This is a genomic window from Polynucleobacter sp. QLW-P1DATA-2 (genome assembly GCF_001870365.1).
Taxonomy (GTDB): domain Bacteria; phylum Pseudomonadota; class Gammaproteobacteria; order Burkholderiales; family Burkholderiaceae; genus Polynucleobacter.
Genome location: NZ_LZMQ01000001.1, coordinates 228,267 through 247,995, shown reverse-complemented (window position 1 = coordinate 247,995; position 19,729 = coordinate 228,267). Strand labels below are relative to the sequence as shown.

Annotated in this window: 18 protein-coding genes; 11 read left to right on the top strand and 7 right to left on the bottom strand. The window is 45.2% G+C overall.

Annotated features, from left to right (window positions below; translation table 11 throughout):
- Nucleotides 1-18 precede the first annotated feature (18 nt).
- The 8 genes from A9236_RS01320 (at nucleotide 19) to dacB (ending at nucleotide 9,837) form a co-directional block, all read left to right on the top strand.
- A complete protein-coding gene (locus A9236_RS01320) occupies nucleotides 19-1,377 on the top strand; it encodes a Mu transposase C-terminal domain-containing protein (protein ID WP_071467691.1) in 1,359 nt (452 codons plus the stop codon).
- Nucleotides 1,364-2,224: a TniB family NTP-binding protein gene (locus A9236_RS01315; protein ID WP_071467690.1), complete on the top strand. Its 861-nt coding sequence runs from the start codon at nucleotides 1,364-1,366 to the stop codon at nucleotides 2,222-2,224. The genes A9236_RS01320 and A9236_RS01315 overlap by 14 nt, the downstream gene beginning before the upstream one ends.
- A 1-nt stretch (nucleotide 2,225) precedes the next feature.
- Nucleotides 2,226-3,218, top strand: a complete 993-nt coding sequence (locus A9236_RS01310) for a TniQ family protein (protein WP_071467689.1) — start codon at nucleotides 2,226-2,228, stop codon at nucleotides 3,216-3,218.
- Nucleotides 3,194-4,006: a TniQ family protein gene (locus A9236_RS01305; RefSeq protein ID WP_071467688.1), complete on the top strand. Its 813-nt coding sequence runs from the start codon at nucleotides 3,194-3,196 to the stop codon at nucleotides 4,004-4,006. The genes A9236_RS01310 and A9236_RS01305 overlap by 25 nt, the downstream gene beginning before the upstream one ends.
- A 357-nt stretch (nucleotides 4,007-4,363) precedes the next feature.
- Complete coding sequence (locus A9236_RS01300) at nucleotides 4,364-5,206, top strand: diguanylate phosphodiesterase (protein WP_071466115.1); 843 nt, start codon at nucleotides 4,364-4,366, stop codon at nucleotides 5,204-5,206.
- Nucleotides 5,206-5,829, top strand: coding sequence for a response regulator transcription factor (locus A9236_RS01295; protein WP_071466116.1), 624 nt, complete (start codon nucleotides 5,206-5,208; stop codon nucleotides 5,827-5,829). Before A9236_RS01300 ends, A9236_RS01295 begins: the two co-directional genes overlap by 1 nt.
- A gap of 19 nt (nucleotides 5,830-5,848) precedes the next feature.
- Nucleotides 5,849-8,257, top strand: coding sequence for an ATP-binding protein (locus A9236_RS01290; protein ID WP_236638653.1), 2,409 nt, complete (start codon nucleotides 5,849-5,851; stop codon nucleotides 8,255-8,257).
- A 47-nt stretch (nucleotides 8,258-8,304) separates the two neighbouring features.
- On the top strand, nucleotides 8,305-9,837 hold the full coding sequence (gene dacB, locus A9236_RS01285) for a D-alanyl-D-alanine carboxypeptidase/D-alanyl-D-alanine-endopeptidase (RefSeq protein ID WP_071466118.1): 1,533 nt from the start codon (nucleotides 8,305-8,307) through the stop codon (nucleotides 9,835-9,837).
- Here dacB and A9236_RS01280 read toward each other — a convergent pair.
- The 7 genes from A9236_RS01280 to A9236_RS01250 form a co-directional block, all read right to left on the bottom strand.
- Nucleotides 9,783-10,871, bottom strand: a complete 1,089-nt coding sequence (locus tag A9236_RS01280) for an L-threonylcarbamoyladenylate synthase (protein ID WP_071466119.1) — start codon at nucleotides 10,869-10,871, stop codon at nucleotides 9,783-9,785. The genes dacB and A9236_RS01280 overlap by 55 nt on opposite strands.
- A gap of 2 nt (nucleotides 10,872-10,873) precedes the next feature.
- On the bottom strand, nucleotides 10,874-12,058 hold the full coding sequence (locus A9236_RS01275) for a 5-(carboxyamino)imidazole ribonucleotide synthase (protein WP_071466120.1): 1,185 nt from the start codon (nucleotides 12,056-12,058) through the stop codon (nucleotides 10,874-10,876).
- Between the two features lie 4 nt (nucleotides 12,059-12,062).
- Nucleotides 12,063-12,557: a 5-(carboxyamino)imidazole ribonucleotide mutase gene (purE, locus tag A9236_RS01270; RefSeq protein ID WP_071466121.1), complete on the bottom strand. Its 495-nt coding sequence runs from the start codon at nucleotides 12,555-12,557 to the stop codon at nucleotides 12,063-12,065.
- A 51-nt stretch (nucleotides 12,558-12,608) separates the two neighbouring features.
- The gene (locus A9236_RS01265) at nucleotides 12,609-13,505 is read right to left on the bottom strand and encodes a phosphoribosylaminoimidazolesuccinocarboxamide synthase (protein WP_071466122.1); all 897 of its coding nucleotides are present in this window, start codon (nucleotides 13,503-13,505) and stop codon (nucleotides 12,609-12,611) included.
- Between the two features lie 7 nt (nucleotides 13,506-13,512).
- On the bottom strand, nucleotides 13,513-14,577 hold the full coding sequence (gene fba / locus A9236_RS01260) for a class II fructose-bisphosphate aldolase (RefSeq protein WP_071466123.1): 1,065 nt from the start codon (nucleotides 14,575-14,577) through the stop codon (nucleotides 13,513-13,515).
- Between the two features lie 63 nt (nucleotides 14,578-14,640).
- Nucleotides 14,641-16,077, bottom strand: coding sequence for a pyruvate kinase (gene pyk, locus A9236_RS01255; RefSeq protein WP_071467686.1), 1,437 nt, complete (start codon nucleotides 16,075-16,077; stop codon nucleotides 14,641-14,643).
- 2 nt (nucleotides 16,078-16,079) lie between these two features.
- Nucleotides 16,080-17,291 (bottom strand): phosphoglycerate kinase, encoded by a 1,212-nt coding sequence (locus A9236_RS01250; RefSeq protein ID WP_071467685.1) that lies wholly within the window; start codon nucleotides 17,289-17,291, stop codon nucleotides 16,080-16,082.
- Nucleotides 17,292-17,500: 209 nt separating this feature from the next.
- Between A9236_RS01250 and A9236_RS01245 the strand changes: the two genes are divergently transcribed.
- From A9236_RS01245 to waaF, 3 genes are read left to right on the top strand one after another with little or no spacing between them, the layout of a single operon-like run.
- Nucleotides 17,501-18,424, top strand: coding sequence for a branched-chain amino acid transaminase (locus A9236_RS01245; protein ID WP_071467684.1), 924 nt, complete (start codon nucleotides 17,501-17,503; stop codon nucleotides 18,422-18,424).
- Nucleotides 18,425-18,448: 24 nt separating this feature from the next.
- Nucleotides 18,449-18,631, top strand: a complete 183-nt coding sequence (locus A9236_RS10830) for a zinc-finger domain-containing protein (RefSeq protein ID WP_083398909.1) — start codon at nucleotides 18,449-18,451, stop codon at nucleotides 18,629-18,631.
- A 46-nt stretch (nucleotides 18,632-18,677) separates the two neighbouring features.
- On the top strand, nucleotides 18,678-19,712 hold the full coding sequence (waaF, locus tag A9236_RS01240; protein ID WP_071466127.1) for a lipopolysaccharide heptosyltransferase II: 1,035 nt from the start codon (nucleotides 18,678-18,680) through the stop codon (nucleotides 19,710-19,712).
- The last annotated feature ends 17 nt before the right edge of the window (nucleotides 19,713-19,729 follow it).

Here is a 19,729-nt window from a genome sequence, read left to right as displayed (position 1 = left end):
ATTGTGGGGACTATCAGCATGAGCACAATTAAGAAGATCATTTCTAAGCGACCCGCTTATGAGAGAGACCGCATGCGCCTAGGCGCAACCGAAGCCAAACACAAGCACCACCATTCATCCGGGGGTAAATGGCCGACGAGGGCGCTACAACGCGTTGAAGTTGACCATACTACGTTGGATATAAAGGTACGCGATCGTTTAACTGGAAAAGATATTGATAGGCCAACCGTAACTGTTCTAAAAGATTGCTATACCGGCTATCCGCTGAGCATCTGGATCTCCTTTCAAGGTGAATCTATCGCTCGCATCATTAAGGCTATTCAATATGCGCTGGAAGACAAATCGGGTATCAAAGCTAAATATGGCCTAGAGCATGACTGGCTAACAACTCCTGCCATTTGGGAGAAGTTGGTAATGGACAACTCATTAGGGCACCATGCAGAAGCGATGCATTCTCTTGCAAGAGATTTAGGGTGTAGTTTTGAGTTCTCAACCGTCTGCTCGCCATGGGAAAAAGGTGCAATTGAAAACTTCATGGGCCGCATGAACCAAGCCCTCCCACTCCAAGGAAGACCCACAAAACCGCATGAAGTTAAATCTAAGCAATCAAAAAAGCTCAATGAAGCGGTCGTTTATTTTGATGATTTAGTGAAATACCTTCACCAGTGGTTAGTAGATCTTTATCCGCACAAAATCGTTAAACGTAAGAGCACAAGCCCTTATATGGAAATGGAAAAAGCCATTAAATCATATGATGGTCTTCCAAAAATTCACTTTACCCCAACCTCAGAGTTACTAAGAATGGCCATCTCAAAATCGACCTTTCATAAGATTGGTTCGGGTGGCTATGAAACAAATGGGCTTACTTATCGCAGCCGTGAGCTATCTCAACTGGTGCAAACGATTGGTCAAGATATTAAATTCGAAATTCGCCAAGACATCAACGATATTGGCGAGATATTCGTATGCAATCCAGCCACCAATGAATGGATTGTGGTGCCGGAAATGGATTATGCCCTTTCAAAGCGTAAGCCACTTTATCAACACAAGCTCGAGCAGAAAAAGAAACGCAATGATCTTGTAACCAGCGGGGCAAAGCAAAAAGATTGGAATGCGCGCGTTGCACAATCTGACGCTGCAAGGAATTTGGTTCTTGCCGGAAAAAAACCTATCAATCCTAAAAAGTCCGCTAAATCAAATCGTGCCGATGCTCGGGCAAGAGGAATTTCTCAAGACAACCCCCATGGCACCGTGATTGATATCACCAATCAGACTACCGAAATTAAACCCAATCGGCTGCTAGACCCAAAAGCCGTTGGGATATTCAACAACGTCATCATCACATCAAAGCGGAAAATAAATCATGAATCAATCTAAACTAATTAGCATTGCAGAGCAGGTCGGCAAGCAAATCATCCCCCATAACGCTTACTCAAAGGCAGTCAATGGCTGCATCAATATCATTAATATGGGGATGCGCACCAATCGGCCTAATAGCGGAATGGTCATAATGGGTCATGGTGGCACAGGGAAAACGACGGCCATCGAACAAATTCGTGAATACATAAACAACGAATACTCAGGAAAATTTAATACCCCCGTTTTATTAACTAAGATCTCCAGCGATACCACGATCAAATCGTTTTACACCAATCTGCTAAGCGAGTTAAATCATCCAATCATTCTGAGTCGTGAGGGTGATAAAAAAATTACAGCAGATAAGCTTCAAAAACTAGTGATTGGTGCATTAAAAGGTCACGTATGCACCTTGTTTATTGACGAAGTCAGTGACGTTTTTAACAATCGTCAAAAAAAGCAGTTTGCATCTGACTTTCTCGTAATGATTAAGCACTTACTCAGTGATACGTCGATCAATATTATTTTGGTAGGTACGCCAGCTCTTAATCAGTTATTTCACATAGCAGATGCGCAATTTCGGACCCGGTTTCCATCGATATTCGAATTGCCTATTTTTGCGATGGATGAGGAGTGGTTAGCCTTGATAAATGGCTACGCCGCCCAATCTAAAGAAATGTTTGATTTAAGCATTCTCCCTCCCAACTACCCGGTACTGCATGAATGGACTGGTGGGAATCTGCGCTACTTATCAACCCTGCTTTACACGGCGGTTGATTTGGCCGAACAAGAGCAGGCAAAAAAACTAACGCTTGAGCACTTACATCAAGCTTTAGCCATGGTCTTTCCTACGTTGATGGCTGCCTAATATGCAATTCGATTGGCTAAAGCCCATTACCTTTCCCAATCATGATCAGATTCATGAAGATGAATCAGGGCCTGGCTATGTTCTGCGTATGTGTGATGCCAATCTTGTGCAATTTAGCGATATCTCGAATTTGCTGGGCCTCACTGGCTTTACTTACATCCCGGACAACCGCATTCCGGAAATATGTCGGTTATTTGGAGCAAGTTATCCCATCCTTGCGCCAAGATTTGTAGCTCAATTTAAGCAAAAGAGTGTTGTAACTACCTATCTTTTAGGTCATAAGCTTCAAAAGCCCTATTTGGTACGCCAGCGTCACCCCCAAATATGCCCGCACTGCTTGGCTCACATAGGTATAGCGCAATTAATATGGGATATCACTTTAGTGACTGCATGTCATATTCATGAGAACCAATTAATTGATAGTTGTAAACAATGCAATCGCAAACTCAATTGGCGCAGACCCAGTCTTAAAAACTGTCAATGTGGAGCTTCCTTGCTGCCCATGCATCAACCCACTAAACGAGCTAGTAAAGCAGAAATGAAGGTAGCCAAATTAGTTTGGAAAAAGCTATATCGCCTGTTTGAACCTAATGATGGTCTTTCCGTTTTAGGGGGCCTCGAGCTCGATACCCTTCTTCGATTAATTTGGTCCTTTGGCCAACTAGAGGACGATGGGCATAGCCTTTCTGTACGGCCTGGGAAGATTCCAAGTACAGCCATTGCGGGCAATGTTGTTAGAAAGGGGCTCGAGCGTATATATCGAACCTTAAACCACGTCGTAACAAATACAACCTTTTCATCGGGCATTTACATCAACGGCATTAAACAACTCAAAGAGGACACGCCATGGAATGATCAACTGAAAATTCACTACCTACTGAACTTAATTATCGAAAAAGACTTTCGGGCCTCCAGGCTTTCTAGCTTGGCCACACACAATCAATTAACACTTTTTGGAACTTCAACATCATGCGCAAAAACTTTAACTTATTAACAATGCCCCGCGTTATTCAATCGGAATCTCCGGCATCTTGGCTCATGCGGGCATGCCAACTTCATTGCTGCAATTTTGACTTCTTGTTCAAGGCACTAAGATTGGTTCCACCAAATGATGTGGATATCGTTTCTTATGACAAGGTTTTTAAACGCTTTGCTTATGGTACGGATATACTGCCCACTCACCTAAACGAAATCTCTAAATGGTTTGAGCCCTTGGTTGTATATGACAAGGCTGGCCAATCTCTTCACAAAGAAATTAATAAGAAACCATATACAAGCTTTTGCCCTCATTGCCTGGGAGAGGATAAGATTCCCCACTGGCGTCCAGAGTGGCGCCTCAAGTTTTGGCAAATCTGCCCAAAGCATCAATGCAAAATGGTTGAGGAATGCCCAAGCTGCGGAGAGCACCAACACACCAATAAAGCAAATCGCAACCTAAGATTAGATACATCTGAGCGCGCACTTCAATACTGCGTTCACTGCTCGTCAGATCTGACGCAAGCTCATGCAAGATCTATTATGGATAACGAGATGCACGACAAATTGATTGCCCAAGACCACCTTCTAAAAGTGTGTCGCCAGGGGAAATATTCAGTCCACCCCCAAAACCAGGAGCATTCGGGTGATGAAGTTTCTCTAAACCCCGGACAGGTTCTGACGCCCACCCAATTATTAATAGTCGATTTTCATATGGCTTACATTGAATACTCCGATAAAGAACGTCACTTTTATGGATTTAAAAATGCCATTAAAAAACGTTCCTTCTTCGAGTTGCGCCCATAAAGAGCCTTTGAGATAGACTAAAGACCGCATTTGCGGTCTTTTTTTTCGAATCCATAGGTAAAAGTTCAATCCTTAGGCAACTTTAGGGTAATTAATTCAATTCTTAAGAAGCTACTTCTAAAAGCCCTCATTTTGGGGTGCTTTGAACCTCGTTGTTTTTAAAAGAAAAAATTTTAGTTAAAGGTTCAATCCTTAAGAGATTCCAACAGTCGATCACCATAAATTCTTTAAGGATTTAATCCCTCCCTATACTGGGGACAGGCTGGTAGGAAGATTCCTACAGATAAATAAGCCCAAAGCCCTTACCGCTCCAATCCGTCCTGCCTAGACTGAACAGTCACCGATTGGAGAATGCTGATGAGCCCGAAATCCCGGCTGTACACGCTTGTAAAGGCATGGAAGAACAAACCCTTCCAAGAAGTACGCGACGCCTGTGGCGAACCTTGGCTTGGCTTGAGTAGCCAAGCCCTTGAAGAACACCAATCCTGGTCCAAGCGACAAGCGATTAGTCATGAACCCATTTTTAACTGTAAGGGGACAAAACTGACCGGCTCTTTATTTAGACCATTACTCGATATCTCGGATATGCAATTACTGCGCCTATTCATGGAAGGCCTAGATACGATTTCCTACTGGTATCGCAGTGGCCGTTTCATACCCGGTATTTTGCCAATCCCAACTCATGTGATTGCATCTAGCGGCTATGTGGATGCATTAAGCGACCTCATTCTCAATTCTCGACTACCGGTAGGTCTTGTAGCTCTAGGCATTCAATCCTTACCAGAACCCGAGAACGCAGATGCCTGCAAAGAAGGCTTACTCCGAATGCGAAGACTGGGGGTCTTACTCCACTTAATGAATTTCAGTGGCAAAGCAGAAGAGCTGCGTTGGACTGAAGAAATGCAAATGGAAGGCATTCATTTGGATATGCGTCAGCTTCGCGCACAAGCAATTTCGCATGATGTACTTGCAAAGATTAGACGCTCACCCTATTCATCTACGCAAATTTATGCCAGCAATGTTGCGCTAGTGAAAGACTTAGAGAACGCCTCTCATTGGCAGATTGATCACTGCTATGGCGGACTGATGATGTCACCCTTAAACCGTCATCAAATGCTACAGATCAACGATAGCCGAATTGCAAAAGCCATTTTTTCGCTGCACCCTCATCAACAACTAAACCCAAATGGAGACAAGTAATGAGAAAACGCGTGATGTTGGTAGATGACCATCCAGCAATGCTGATGGCTCTAAAAAGTATGTTGCAAGACCAATTGTTATTTGAAGTAGTAGGGCAAGCTCAGAATGGCGAGGAATGTCTAAGATCTATCAAGGAGGTCAATCCAAGCATGGTCATCCTGGATTTAGATATGCCCAAGACCGATGGCTTTGATGTCATTCGTCGAATTGGCCTAATGTATCCGGATGTTCGTATGCTGATTTTGTCCAGCATGGATGAAGCCGTCTATGGTGGTAGGGTTCGCTCTTTAGGGGGTCATGGCTTTGTTAATAAAACAGCAGGAGCTGATGTGATTCTGGCTGCTTGCGTTGCCATCTCTCAGGGTTATAACTTTTTTACTCATGGCAAAAATGGTAATACCTCTTTAACTGATAACGACAAATTGGCTCTGATCTCAGATCGTGAACTACAGGTCATGAAATACCTTGGTAAAGGCAACACCAATCAACAAATTTCAGACATGCTCCACATCAGCAATAAAACAGTGGCTACTTACAAGACGAGGGTCTTTGACAAGCTGGGAATTAACAATATTGCGGATCTAATCCTTTTCTGCAGAATGAATAACATCATCGAGAACTAAAAATCGTATGCGTCGATTCATGATTCGTAACATTGTTCTTTTAAGCGCCCTATGTAGCGGTGCATTACATGCGATGACACCGAGCGTCCAAGAACAGCGATGGATTGATGCTCACCCTATTGTTCATTTCAGCATTCATGAGAAATATGCACCCTATCTCAATACCTCAGAAGATGGGAGGGGTGCAGGTATTTTTCATCACCTCTTAGAAAGACTAAGCGGATTTACTCAGCAAAAATTTCGCCCCAAGTGGAGAAAATCAGAGCAAGAAGGTTTGAGGCAATTAGCTAACGGCGAGGTCGACTTCATCATTGATCCACCGCCTACAAATGATGATTATCTTCGCTTTGGATCTTTATCAGAGGCCATCTTCTGGGGACAAGATGCAGTTATCACAAAGCGCGCGCTGATAAGTGATGCCATTTCTTCTACAAATATTGCTCACTTTGATCGAGGCTATGAAAATCCTCCTTCAACCAATGCTTTACAAACTAGCGTCTCAAGCAAAACGGATGAACTCATTGCCAAGCTTTTAAAAAACGAGATTGAAGCGTTAGTTCTCCCCATTCGATTAGCCCACCAGCTGATTCAAGAGCTGAAAGATTCAGATCTACAAGTTGATGGTCTCTACAACCGAGAACCTTTTGCCTATCGCTGGCTAATTTCACATGAAGATGAACCACTCCATCAAGTGCTTGACCGTTTTCTAGAAAGCCTTGACCCCATCGAGTCACGTCAACTCTTTGCTTTTGCGCATGGCCATGCCGAACCAAGTAAACCTCACCTAAAAGTACTTCCCTGGTTATCCACTCTCTTGATATTCATTACCGGCATCATCTTAATTTGGCGGATGCGTAAGAAACAGTTATTACAAGAACAAGAAGCCGCGGGACTCCTCTCCTCTAAGGAATTGGCCGAAAAGGCTAATGCAGCGAAGTCTTCTTTCTTAGCAACCATGAGCCATGAAATTCGTACGCCTATGAATGCCATTCTGGGGGTCCAAGAGTTACTACTCAATAGCCAGCAATTTCCAGCTCACGAAAAGTCTTTACTGAAAATCGCTCATACTTCAGCCGAATCACTTTTAGGCATTCTGAATCAAGTATTAGATCTATCAAAGATTGAAGCAGGTAAGCTCACCTTGAATCTAGAGCCCTGCTGCTTGATCAGCCTTATCGATGACATTGATTCTGCATTTTCAGCAGTAGCGCATAAACAGAATCTGATCCTGCACACCTCGAAAGATCCCCGCATTGCACAGGTCCTCATGATCGATGCCCTACGCTTGCGTCAGATCTTGCAAAACCTCATTAGTAATGCAATTAAATTTACCGAACATGGAGAGATTTATTTCTCGATTAGCGTTTTAGCTGATGACCATGCGGGTCAACTGATTGAGTTTCGGGTAATTGATACCGGTGTTGGCATGGGTGCAGATCAAATTCAACTTGCCCTGCAAGCATTTGAACAACTACCTGGTAATAGCGAACAAGAGAATGGTACAGGTCTTGGTTTAACCATTACCAATCACCTTGTCACGTCCATGAATAGTCAGCTCTATTTTGAAAGTGCGCCAGGTTTTGGAAGCAATATTCATTTCTGTGTAGCATTTCCCCGAACCAGTATTGCCGCATCCAGAAGTGCGCTCTCTGAAAATACAAAAACCATCTCAAGACAGCTTATTTCTCGAAATCCCCAAGCAAGGAATCAATCTCTTTGTGCCTTAGTGGTAGAAGACCATCCCGCTAGTCGTCAAATCATTTCCCTGCAGCTTGAAGCCCTAGGGATACGTGTTTGTGTATGCGATAACGCAACTACCGCACTGAAAATAGTCAATGAAAAGCACTTTGACCTCTTAATCACAGATCAATCTATTCCAGGCATGCAGGGCTCTCAGCTAGCCCAGAAAATACGAAGCATAGGATGTAGTGAGCTCATCATTATTGGAGTGACAGCCGATATCTATGCCCTAGACTCTCGCCACCAGTTCTTGGCAGCGGGCATGAATGGGGTACTCATTAAGCCACTTAGCCTCATGAGCCTTGAAAATGAACTTACGCGCTATTTTGACTCTCAAGAAGTAAGTGCTCAATCCAACCCTGAAGAGACTTACTCCTTTGATGCATTCTCTGCCTTATTAAAAGATGACCCAAAGCAGATCCTAGTCATCCTTGATGAAATTAAAAAAGTGCATGATGAAATACTCACTGCCATCACCACCATGCCCATGGATTTTCATGCTATATCCGGCATGATTCATAAGGTGAAAGGAGGGGCTCAATTACTGAATGCCAAGCAATTTATTCAATCATGCGAATCTATCGAAAAAGAACAAGATTTTCATGTCAAGATTGCCTCTTTTCAGCGTTTACTAGAAGAGCAGAACCTGCTTATCGAGCGCTACCAAAAGATGCACACCGCTTCTTAAATCTAGGAAGATTTGTTTTCTGACTCCATGGGTTTATCCTATGGTGAATGAAAGCTGCCCCAAACTATTCACTCCGCCTGTTTTTAACAATTCTTTGGATTGCTAGCTATTGCATGCTGAATGCAGCTGTAGCTCAGGAAGGCTCCATTCCCGCGTCCATCAAAAACAGCTTAGAGCGCAATCAAATACCGCTTGATTCGATCAGTATTTCCGTAATGGAAATTGAACCAGGAAAACCTGGTAAGCAACTTTCCAAAAATATTTTGGACTGGCGTGCTCAAGAGGCTATGAATCCAGCCTCTACAATGAAACTCCTGACAACCATCGCAGGGCTAGATATCCTAGGCCCAAAGTATCGTTGGCGCACCAAAATCTATACTGATGGTGTTATTCGCCAAGGAACACTCAAAGGTAATCTTTATCTTCAAGGTAGCGGCGATCCTAAACTCATTCCTGAAGAATTTGCTAAGCTGATGAAAGACTTGCAAGGTCTTGGTATTCAGAAAATTGATGGTAATCTGTTTTTTGATCGCAGCGCCTATGCTCAGAGCGTCATGGAGCCTACTACGATTGATGGTGAATCGCTACGCGCTTATAACGTCTCGCCAGATCCTTTACTGTACGCATTCAGAACACTCTCATTTCAATTGGGGAAATCCAAGACGGCTGATTTTATTGACATCAGCTACACACCCGCCCTCTCGCAACTTAAAGTCGATAATCAAATGCAGTTAGCAGAGCGACCCTGTGATAACTGGAAAAGTAATATTCGTTTCAAATTAGACCCTGAAATTGTGAGCAGCACAGATCAAGCACTCACAGTGCAATTCTCCGGCACCTTCCCAAGCGCTTGTAAAGGTGTCACTTACAACATAGTGGCACTGGATGCCAATACCTTCCTCACACAAGGCTTTGCAGCGGCATGGGAACTGTCGGGCGGCACTTGGGCTCAAGCTCCTATTGGTAAAGATGGTGCCGCACCCCTTTCGGCAAGATTACTTTTGCAATATGAGGGCATCACGCTTGGTGATGACGTACAGGATATTAATAAGTACTCTAATAACGTGATGGCCCGCCAACTACTGTTGACACTAGCTCTAGAAAAAATGGGTAAACCAGCCACAACTGCTAATGGTGACTTAGTAATAAAAGATTGGCTCAGTAAAAACGGTTTAATCTTTTCAGGCTTAGTAATTGAGAATGGCTCTGGTCTCTCACGTAATGAAGCCATTTCTGCAGGGCAGATGAATCAACTTTTATTGACTGCCCGCAACTTACCAGTTGCAGAGGTTTTTTATAACAGCCTACCAATTGCCGGAGTTGACGGGACGATGCGTAATCGTCTGATGATTCAGTTACGTAAGTTTTTACATCTTCAGAAAAAGCCTGAAGCCAGAATTAAAACCGGATCACTTTCAGATGTCCGTGCAATATCGGGCTACGTCATTAGCAAATCTGGAAAGATGTATGCAGTTACTTCTTTTATTAATCATCCAAACGCCTGGAAGGGCTTAGATGCTCACGATCAATTACTATCGTGGCTACTCGAAGATGGTCCAGAGCCAAAACTTGCGCGCTGAAGTCGGTCTCGCACGCCATCCCACTCCTCCCCAGTTGGAGGCTCTGGGAACAAAATCAAATCCCAGCCCTGCTCATCCAAATCTCTAAGATTCCGATAGAGGCGGCTAGCAAAAATAGTGGCATCACTAGAGACAATGACTTCCTCCGCATCAATAGATGGGTGATCTTCTAGAACCAAGGAAGATTCTGAGTCCCACACCACTACAGCAACGCGAGATTTAATATCTGGAAACTCACTCAGCGCATCCAATACTCGCCCCGGAGAATATAAGCGCAATGGAGTGCTTGGTGCATAGTGCGCCTTCAAGCTTCCCGATACCCTAGGCAAGCTATTACCTTCTTTAATCTCTTCGCCCGCTTGATAGACCTTAATTCCAGTTTTGGCCAAAATCTCTTTCGGCGTAATTAATCCAGGACGCAGCAAGATAGCGTGATCACCGCTGGATAAATCTATGATCGTGGATTCAATGCCCACTTCACAATCGCCACCATCTAATACCATGAGACCGAGCTCACCCTCAAACTCATTCCGTACATCTGCAGCACTAGTTGGGGATACTTTGCCGAAACGATTGGCAGAAGGGGCAACCACACCACCTTTAAATTTACGTAATAACTCTTGTGCAAGTGGATGTGCTGGCGCACGGATCGCCACAGTATCTTGTCCGCCAGTAAGGTCAGCCAAGACACTTTTATCTTTCTTAAAAACTAGTGTTAACGGGCCTGGCCAAAATACATGAATGAGCTTGAGCGCATCTTCAGAGAGATCTCTTACCCAAGGCGCCAAGACTGATACCCAATCGACTTGCGCTTGATCGAATTTATCTGGAGCAGCAATATGCACAATCAGTGGATGATTGGAGGGCCGACCCTTGGTTATAAAAATCTTTTTAATGGCTTCAGGATTTCTGGCATCAGCACCTAAGCCATAAACCGTCTCAGTAGGAAAAGCGACTAAGCCGCCATCCCGCAAGCTTTGAACTGCTTCATTGATCACTGCAGAAGATTGCAGTGGCGTACTGTCGCTGGACATTTCTAGGGCTCGATGCCTAATTCAGTAGCAACAGCTGCACAATTTTGACGTGCTTCATTTAAGGCTTCACCTAAACAATTGATGTGGCCCATTTTTCTACCAATACGGGGCGCTGATTTTCCGTAAAGATGTAACTTTGCATCAGGATGCGCAAGCACCTTGTTCCACGCAGGCTCTTTTGCTTGATCTTCGCTTCCCTCAAACCAAAGATCGCCCAATAGGTTCAGCATTGAAACAGGTGCCAACTGACGAGTGTCACCTAAGGGCAAACGTGCCATTGCTCTGACTTGCTGCTCAAATTGGCTGCTGACACAAGCATCCATTGTGTAGTGACCAGAATTATGCGGACGCGGTGCAATTTCATTCGCAATGATGTCACCATTCTTGAGTACAAAGAACTCAACACAGAGAACACCGACATAATCAATTTTTCGAATGAGTGCTTTAGCAGCATCAACAATCTTCTTCTCTTGAGCGGGCTTGAGAGAAGGTGCAGGCACTGTAGAGGTATGCAAAATACCATCGCGGTGAATGTTTTGAGAGACTGGGTATGCAACTACTGCATCGTCATAGCCACGCACTACTAAAGCAGAGACTTCGAAGTCGAGCTCCATACGCTTTTCTAATACACAAGGGACCTTGCCCAATTCAGCCCAAGCAGCAGACAGGTCCGCGAGAGCACGAACAGTAATCTGCCCTTTTCCGTCATATCCCATACGGGCTGTCTTCAGGATTCCGGGAATGAGATCTACAGGAACATGCTCAATATCTGCGTCATGCTCAATCACAAAATTAGGGGCTGGGCCGATATTGGTCTCTGATTTCCAGGTAGCCAAGAAATTTTTCTCAGCAATACGATTTTGAGCCAACGATACACAGCTACTACGGGGTGCTACAAAAACCCCCAAGGACTCCAATTCATCTAATGCTTGAGCAGGAACGTTCTCAAATTCGGTACTTACGGATGCACAGAGAGAAGCCATTTCTTTTAAGGCAGCTGAGTCTGTGTAGTCGGCTTGGATAAATTTTTCCGCAATGGAGCCAGCAGGACTATCAGAGCCTGGATCCAAAACACAAACTTTGTAACCCATAGCTTGGGCGGCCTGAGTAAACATCCGCCCTAGTTGGCCACCACCCAATATTCCTAAATATGAACCCGGCAAAATGGGTTCCATACGATCTGCCATGTAATTAATATCCCGGCAAATTCATGGAGCGTGCAGTATCGGATTGCTTCACGCGAAACTCTTCTAAGCGCTTTGCTAAATCAGCATCATGCAACGCTAAACCGGCGATGACATGTAAAGCAGCGTTTGCTGCGCCAGCCTCACCAATAGCAAAGGTAGCTACTGGAATGCCTTTAGGCATTTGCACAATGGAATACAAAGAATCTTCACCACGCAAGTATTTACTAGCGACAGGAACCCCGTAAATGGGAACGATTGTTTTAGAGGCAAGCATGCCTGGTAAATGAGCAGCACCTCCGGCACCAGCAATGATGGCTTGCAAGCCATTTGCTTGCGCTTTTTCTGCATACTGGAACATATCGTCAGGCATCCGATGGGCGGAAAGTACTTTTGCCTCATGAGCAATACCAAATTGCTCGAGCATCTGAGCAGCGTGCTGCATAGTGTCCCAATCTGAATTGGAACCCATCACTATTCCGACTATTGGCTTCTTGCTCATCTAGCTCTCCAAATGCCCTAAATATTCACTTACTAACTTTTAAGGACTCTATTATCCCTGAGTTAAACGGGTTAGGGCTTCACGATACTTTTGGGCTGTCTTTTCGATGACATCAGATGGTAATTGTGGTGCAGGAGCAGTCTTTGGCCACAACTTACCATTTACCTGGGCAGTTTCTAACCAATCACGGACAAATTGCTTGTCATAGGACGGTGGATTTGAGCCAACATAGTAGGTCTCAGCAGGCCAGAAACGTGAAGAATCTGCCGTCAAAATTTCATCCATTAATACCAATTGATTGGCATCATCTAGGCCGAACTCGAACTTGGTATCCGCAATAATGATTCCACGAGTTGCTGCATATTCAGAGGCCTCTTTGTACAGACGTATGCTGACTTCACGAATTTGATTGGCAAGCTTCTCACCAATCAACTCAATGACTTTATCGAAAGAGATATTTTCATCATGCTCACCCACATCAGCTTTAGCAGCAGGAGTAAAAATAGGCTCAGGTAATTTTTGGGCGTTCTCTAAACCAGTGGGCAATGCAATGCCACAAACTTTGCCAGTTTCTTTGTAGTCTTTCCAGCCGCTACCGGCAAGATAGCCGCGCACTACTGCTTCAACCAAAATTGGCTTCAGGCGTTTTGCAACCACCGCACGCCCCTGTACTTGATCGATCTCATCAGCGCTAACTACAGTTGCAGGATCAATACCAGTCAAATGATTAGGAATGACCTTACCTAACTTCTCAAACCAGAAGTTGGCCATTTGATTGAGCACAATACCTTTTTCTGGAATGGGCTCGCCCATCACCACATCAAATGCAGAAAGGCGATCAGTAGTAATCATGAGGAGCTTGTCGTCGCCCAGTGCGTAGACATCGCGCACCTTACCCTTAGAGAGTAAAGGCAATGACTTAATTGAGGTTGCGTATAGAGCTGGCATATTTAAATCACTTCACGATCTGAGCTAACTTACCGCTTCTGTAAAGCTCCGCCATTTTTTCTAATGGAATAGGTTTGATTTTGGATGCCTGACCAGCAGAGCCAAAAGCCTGAAAACGTGCGATACAGACTTTCTTAGCAGCTTCGCGAGCTGGCTTTAAATAATCACGTGGATCAAACTTGCTTGGGTTCTCAAACAGGTATCGGCGGATAGCGCCAGTCATTGCCAAACGAATATCAGTATCGATGTTGATCTTACGAACACCATTCTTAATGCCCTCTTGAATTTCTTCAACAGGAACGCCATAGGTTTCTTTCATATCACCACCAAACTGACGAATCTCAGCAAGCAATTCTTGTGGAACGCTAGAAGAACCGTGCATCACTAAGTGTGTATTTGGGATACGTGCATGAATTTCTTTAATACGGTCAATTGCCAAAATATCGCCAGTAGGCTTTTTGGTGAACTTATAGGCTCCATGGCTGGTACCAATTGCAATTGCCAGAGCATCACATTGTGTTGCCTTTACAAAGTCAGCAGCTTGCTCAACGTCAGTCAGCAGTTGTTCACGCGTCATCTTGCCGTCAGCGCCATGACCATCTTCTTTATCACCTTGCATGGTCTCTAAAGAACCGAGAACACCTAGCTCAGCCTCAACCGTAACTCCAATAGAGTGAGAAAACTTGACTACTTCTCTTGATACATCGACGTTGTACTCATAGCTGGCAACCGATTTGCCATCAGCCTCCAAAGAACCATCCATCATCACGCTCGTAAAGCCACTCTTAATCGCAGCCATGCAGACTGCTGGGCTTTGCCCGTGGTCTTGGTGCATCACTACTGGAATATGTGGATAAGCCTCTACTGCTGCAGAAATCAAATGACGTAAAAATGCTTCGCCAGCATATTTGCGCGCACCAGCGGATGCTTGCATGATCACCGGAGAATCTGCCTCACTAGCAGCCTCCATGATCGCAGTAACTTGCTCTAAGTTATTGACGTTAAATGCTGGCAAGCCGTAGCCGTTTTCAGCCGCATGATCCAAGAGTTGTCTTAAAGATACTAAAGCCATGATGTTTTCTTAATATATTGAGTGTTTAAGGTTGTAATTCAATTTCTAAATAACGAAGCAGGTTTACTTCACCTGAATAATCTTGAGAGTATTAGTGCCGCCAGGTTCGCCCATTGGCTCTCCGGAAGTTAATACTACGGTATTGCCTTTTTTGACTGCACCCAGTTTCTTCAGGCAGGCCTCTACCTCTTGCAATGCAGTATCACGATCTTTGGTGTAATCCAAGCCAATTGGCGTGACATTGCGGTATGTGCTTAAAGCACGCTGGGTAGCTATCTTTGAAGTTAAGGCAAAGATCGGCACATGAATATTGTGGCGACTCATCCAGATTGCAGTTGAACCAGAGTCCGTTAAGGCCGCAATGGCATCTACATTCAAATGGTGAGCAGTAAACAAGGCACCCAAGGCAATCGTTTGATCAATGCGGGTAAATGTTTGGTCTAAGAAATCGGTATCCAACTTCACGCGATCTGATTTCTCAGCTTCAACACAAATCTCTGCCATCGCTTTAATAGTCTGAACTGGGTACATGCCGGCAGCGGATTCTGCAGATAGCATTACCGCATCAGTGCCATCCAAGACTGCATTAGCCACGTCACTAACTTCTGCACGCGTTGGCACTGGTGCATTAATCATCGACTCCATCATTTGGGTAGCAGTAATCGTAAATTTATCTGCCTCACGCGCCCAAGCAATCATGCGCTTTTGCAATGCAGGTACCGCCGCGTTACCAACCTCAATGGCAAGATCACCACGAGCAACCATGATGCCGTCGCTCTCCGCAATAATGCTCTTGAGGGCCTCAGGCTCAATAGCTTCTGCGCGCTCTACCTTTGCAATCGTTCTGACTTTGCCAACACCATACTTCGCGCTTGCTGCATCAGCCAGCCTGCGCGCGTAAGCCATATCAGCACCATCTTTTGGAAAGCTAATTGCTAAAAAGTCGACGCCCATCGCAATTGCTGCATCTAAGTCAGCAATGTCTTTTTCTGTTAATGCAGGTGCAGTCAAGCCGCCGCCAGCACGGTTGATGCCTTTGTTATTAGAGAGTGGTCCACCTTGCTCAACGAGGGTAAAAATTTCCCCGCCCTTCACACTCTCAACACGCAGCACTACTAAACCATCATTCAGTAGAAGACGATCGCCTGGTTTGACATCGTTAGGCAACTCTTTGTAATCAAGCCCTACTCGATCTTGATTGCCTAACTCACAAGCCACATCCAAAATAAATTTCTTACCCTCTTGGAGCAAAATCTTGCTGTCAACAAACTTGCCTACGCGAATCTTGGGGCCCTGCAAGTCAGCCATGATGCCAACCTCTTTGCCTGCTTCAGCAGAAATACTGCGCACTAAATCATGACGTGCCTTGTGATCTGCCACGGTGCCATGCGAGAAGTTCATACGCACGACATCAACACCTGCACGAATCATGTCACGCAATACTTCAGGCTTTTCTGATGCAGGCCCTAAAGTGGCAATGATTTTGGTTGCTCTCAGCATATTTAATCTTTCGCCCGTTCGGCCAGTACTGCAAAGGCTGGTAAGGTTTTGCCTTCAAGGAACTCCAAAAAGGCGCCGCCACCAGTTGAGATGTAATCTACTTGATTTTCAATGCCGTACTTCGCAATGGCTGCCAAGGTATCACCACCGCCAGCAATCGAGAATGCAGGTGAATGGGCAATTGCGGCAGCTAACATCTTGGTGCCGCCACCAAATTGATCAATTTCAAATACGCCTAGTGGGCCGTTCCAAACAATGGTGCCAGCGTGCGCAAGCATGATGGATAAACGCGCAGCAGTCTTTGGACCAATATCCAAAATCATATCGTCTTCAGCAACTTGATCGGCAGGTACACGGTTTGCACGGGCCAATGGAGAGAGTTCGTTTGCAACCACCACATCTTCCGGTATGGGCACATGAGCACCGCGCTTTTCCATGAGCTCCATAATTTCTCGTGCTTCATCCACCAAGTCTGGCTCAGCAAGTGACTTACCGATTGGCAAACCCTTGGCCAACATAAAGGTGTTGGCAATGCCACCGCCAACAATGAGCTCATCAACTTTTTCAGAGAGTGCTTTAAGAATCGTTAACTTAGAGGAAACCTTTGAGCCAGCAACAATAGCCACCAAGGGACGCTTCGGGCTTGCTAATGCACGACTCAAGGCATCCAACTCAGCAGCCATTAGAGGGCCAGCGCAAGCAATCGGGGCAAATTTCGCAACACCATTGGTGGTTGCTTCTGCACGATGTGCCGTACCAAATGCATCATTCACATACACGTCACAAAGAGCAGCAATCTTTTTTGCCAAATCATCACTGTTCTTTTTTTCACCAACATTCAAGCGGCAGTTTTCTAGAAGAACAACTTCACCTGGACTCACCTCAAAGTCACCGTTCACCCAATTACTAATCAGGGGGACTTTGCGATTGAGCAAAGTAGCAATTCGATCAGCTACGGGTGCCAAACTATCTTCAGGCTTAAATTCACCTTCGGTTGGGCGTCCTAGGTGAGAGGTGACCATCACAGCAGCGCCAGCATCCAAACACATCTGCACTGCAGGCATTGATGCGCGAATGCGAGTGTCTTCAGTGATGTTTCCAGCCTCATCTTGGGGGACGTTAAGGTCGGCGCGGATAAAGACCCGCTTACCCTTTAATAGGCCCGCTTCGGCTAATTCGCTTAGACGCTTAACTTTAAATAAGGATTCCGGCATGAGATAGGCTAAATATGGAGGTTTATGGGGAATGCTCCATTCTAAATCGTCTAGCTCTGAGACCCCAAAGGACCTCGATAACAGACTCCACCGCCTGCTCTACAATAGAGGCTTGGACGCGCCTTGAGTCAAGAAACCTCAAACCCCTTGGCCTGGCGCCCCATTAATTCACTATTACAGATAGTTAACAGACACAAAAGGTAGAAAAAATGTCGATGTCCGACCGCGATGGCTTTATTTGGTCCGATGGGAAGCTGATTCCTTGGCGCGAGGCCAATGTTCACGTCCTGACCCATAGTCTCCACTACGGAATGGGCGTATTTGAAGGCATCCGTGCCTACAAAACCCCTCAAGGCACGGCTATTTTCCGCCTCCCAGAGCACGTTAAGCGCCTCTTTAATGGCACCAAGATCTTCCAGATGAATATGCCTTACAGCCCCGAAGAGATCACCAAAGGGATTGTGGATGTGGTCAATAGCAACAAGCTTGAAGCTTGCTATATCCGCCCAATCATCTTCATTGGCTCCCAAAAGCTGGGGATCTCCCCTAAGGGCAACACCATTCATACTGCTATTGCGGCATGGGAATGGGGTGCTTATTTGGGTGAAGATGGCATCAATAAAGGTATTCGCGTGAAGACCTCTTCATTTACCCGTCACTTTGTAAACTCTTCATTGGTTCGCGCCAAAGCTTCTGGCTACTACATCAACTCCATTTTGGCTAACCAAGAAGTCACCGCCAATGGATATGACGAAGCTTTATTACTCGATACCGAAGGCTATGTGTCCGAAGGCTCTGGCGAAAACCTCTTTATGGTTCGCAACGGCATTGTCTATACGCCAGATCTCGCTTCTTGCTTAGATGGCATTACCCGTGACTCCGTGATTCAGATTGCAAAAGATCTCGGCTACGAAGTTCGGGAAAAACGTTTAACTCGTGATGAAGTCTATTCAGCTGATGAAGCCTTCTTTACTGGCACTGCGGCTGAAGTTACTCCAATTCGTGAATTAGATGATCGTACGATTGGTGATGGTAAACGGGGTCCAATCACCGAAAAAATTCAGAAGACGTATTTTGATGCGGTGTACGGTAGAAGTGATCAATACAAAGCGTGGCTCACTTACGTTAAATAATATTTAGCAATCAGGAAGCAGAACATGACTCAAGCAATTATGGTGAATGGCAAAGATCTACCATTGCATTGCCCCACCAATAACACCCCCGCGTGGAATTCACATCCACGAGTATTTTTAGACATTACTAAAACCGGGGAAGCGAAGTGCCCATACTGTGGCGCTGAGTACAAACTGATTCCCGGCACCGAGCCGCACGGACACTAAGCCTCATCAGCGCCCCTTCGCGGGGCGCTGAGTCGGGATACATCTCATGAAAAGTATTCTGATCATCGCCCCAAACTGGATTGGGGATGCCGTCATGACCCAGCCATTATTGGCAAACCTCAAGACGCAATATCCAAAATCAAATATCGATGTGCTTGCCAGCACTTGGGTGGCACCTATTTATCGTGCTTGCAATGAAGTCAATGAAGTTATTGAAGCAAAATTCGAGCACAAACAGTTGCAATGGGGCTTAAGAAAGCAATTAGCTAAAGAGCTTGCGTTAAAAAACTATCAAGCCTGCTTTGTTCTGCCTAATAGCTTTAAATCTGCCCTTATTCCTTGGTTGGCTAATATCCCATTTCGGATTGGCTATCGTGGTGAGTTCCGTTTTGGCTTAATCAACTTATCGCTCGAGAATCCAAGCAAAGTTAATCGCCCACCAATGGTTGAGCACTATCTCGCTCTAGGTAATCTTTTGAAAGATGATGAACAAGAGTTTTACAACTCTAGAACACCCCAACTTAATGTATCGCCTATTGCAAAGCAATCTGTAGAAAATAAATTAGCTGTCGCCAACATCAGCACCGCTTCTGTTTTTGTATTTTGTCCTGGTGCTGAATATGGGCCAACAAAACGCTGGCCCGTTGCGCACTTTGCAAAACTTGCTCAAAGTCTTGTTGAACAAAATTCACAAGCTCACATCATTCTCTTGGGCGGTAAAGGCGATCACAGTATTGCCGAGGATATTGCCTCTCAGGCAAAGCAACTCGCAAACATATCTAACTGGTGTGGCGATACCACCCTGGATGAAGCCATTGCCCTCATTGGCATGGCCAGCGCTGTGGTGAGTAACGACTCTGGATTGATGCATATTGCTGCCGCCCTTCAAACCCCTCAAGTGGCAATTTTTGGATCAAGCGATCCGGCACATACCCCGCCCCTATCAGACAAGGCTAAGGTAATCTGGCTAAATCTGCCCTGCAGCCCATGTCATCAGAAGATATGTCCATTGGGTCACTTACGATGCCTTAATGACATCCTCCCGCAGCAAGTTTTGGCTACACTCAATACATTGCAATAAATCCTTAGGAATCGTGA

Bases quoted from the DNA above. Each gene is read 5' to 3' on its own strand.
- A9236_RS01320 (WP_071467691.1), top strand. From the start codon at position 19: ATGAGCACAATTAAGAAGATCATTTCTAAGCGACCCGCTTATGAGAGA.
- A9236_RS01315 (WP_071467690.1), top strand. From the start codon at position 1,364: ATGAATCAATCTAAACTAATTAGCATTGCAGAGCAGGTCGGCAAGCAA.
- A9236_RS01310 (WP_071467689.1), top strand. From the start codon at position 2,226: ATGCAATTCGATTGGCTAAAGCCCATTACCTTTCCCAATCATGATCAG.
- A9236_RS01305 (WP_071467688.1), top strand. From the start codon at position 3,194: ATGCGCAAAAACTTTAACTTATTAACAATGCCCCGCGTTATTCAATCG.
- A9236_RS01300 (WP_071466115.1), top strand. From the start codon at position 4,364: ATGAGCCCGAAATCCCGGCTGTACACGCTTGTAAAGGCATGGAAGAAC.
- A9236_RS01295 (WP_071466116.1), top strand. From the start codon at position 5,206: ATGAGAAAACGCGTGATGTTGGTAGATGACCATCCAGCAATGCTGATG.
- A9236_RS01290 (WP_236638653.1), top strand. From the start codon at position 5,849: ATGATTCGTAACATTGTTCTTTTAAGCGCCCTATGTAGCGGTGCATTA.
- dacB (WP_071466118.1), top strand. From the start codon at position 8,305: ATGAAAGCTGCCCCAAACTATTCACTCCGCCTGTTTTTAACAATTCTT.
- A9236_RS01280 (WP_071466119.1), bottom strand. From the start codon at position 10,871: ATGTCCAGCGACAGTACGCCACTGCAATCTTCTGCAGTGATCAATGAA.
- A9236_RS01275 (WP_071466120.1), bottom strand. From the start codon at position 12,058: ATGGCAGATCGTATGGAACCCATTTTGCCGGGTTCATATTTAGGAATA.
- purE (WP_071466121.1), bottom strand. From the start codon at position 12,557: ATGAGCAAGAAGCCAATAGTCGGAATAGTGATGGGTTCCAATTCAGAT.
- A9236_RS01265 (WP_071466122.1), bottom strand. From the start codon at position 13,505: ATGCCAGCTCTATACGCAACCTCAATTAAGTCATTGCCTTTACTCTCT.
- fba (WP_071466123.1), bottom strand. From the start codon at position 14,577: ATGGCTTTAGTATCTTTAAGACAACTCTTGGATCATGCGGCTGAAAAC.
- pyk (WP_071467686.1), bottom strand. From the start codon at position 16,077: ATGCTGAGAGCAACCAAAATCATTGCCACTTTAGGGCCTGCATCAGAA.
- A9236_RS01250 (WP_071467685.1), bottom strand. From the start codon at position 17,291: ATGCCGGAATCCTTATTTAAAGTTAAGCGTCTAAGCGAATTAGCCGAA.
- A9236_RS01245 (WP_071467684.1), top strand. From the start codon at position 17,501: ATGTCGATGTCCGACCGCGATGGCTTTATTTGGTCCGATGGGAAGCTG.
- A9236_RS10830 (WP_083398909.1), top strand. From the start codon at position 18,449: ATGACTCAAGCAATTATGGTGAATGGCAAAGATCTACCATTGCATTGC.
- waaF (WP_071466127.1), top strand. From the start codon at position 18,678: ATGAAAAGTATTCTGATCATCGCCCCAAACTGGATTGGGGATGCCGTC.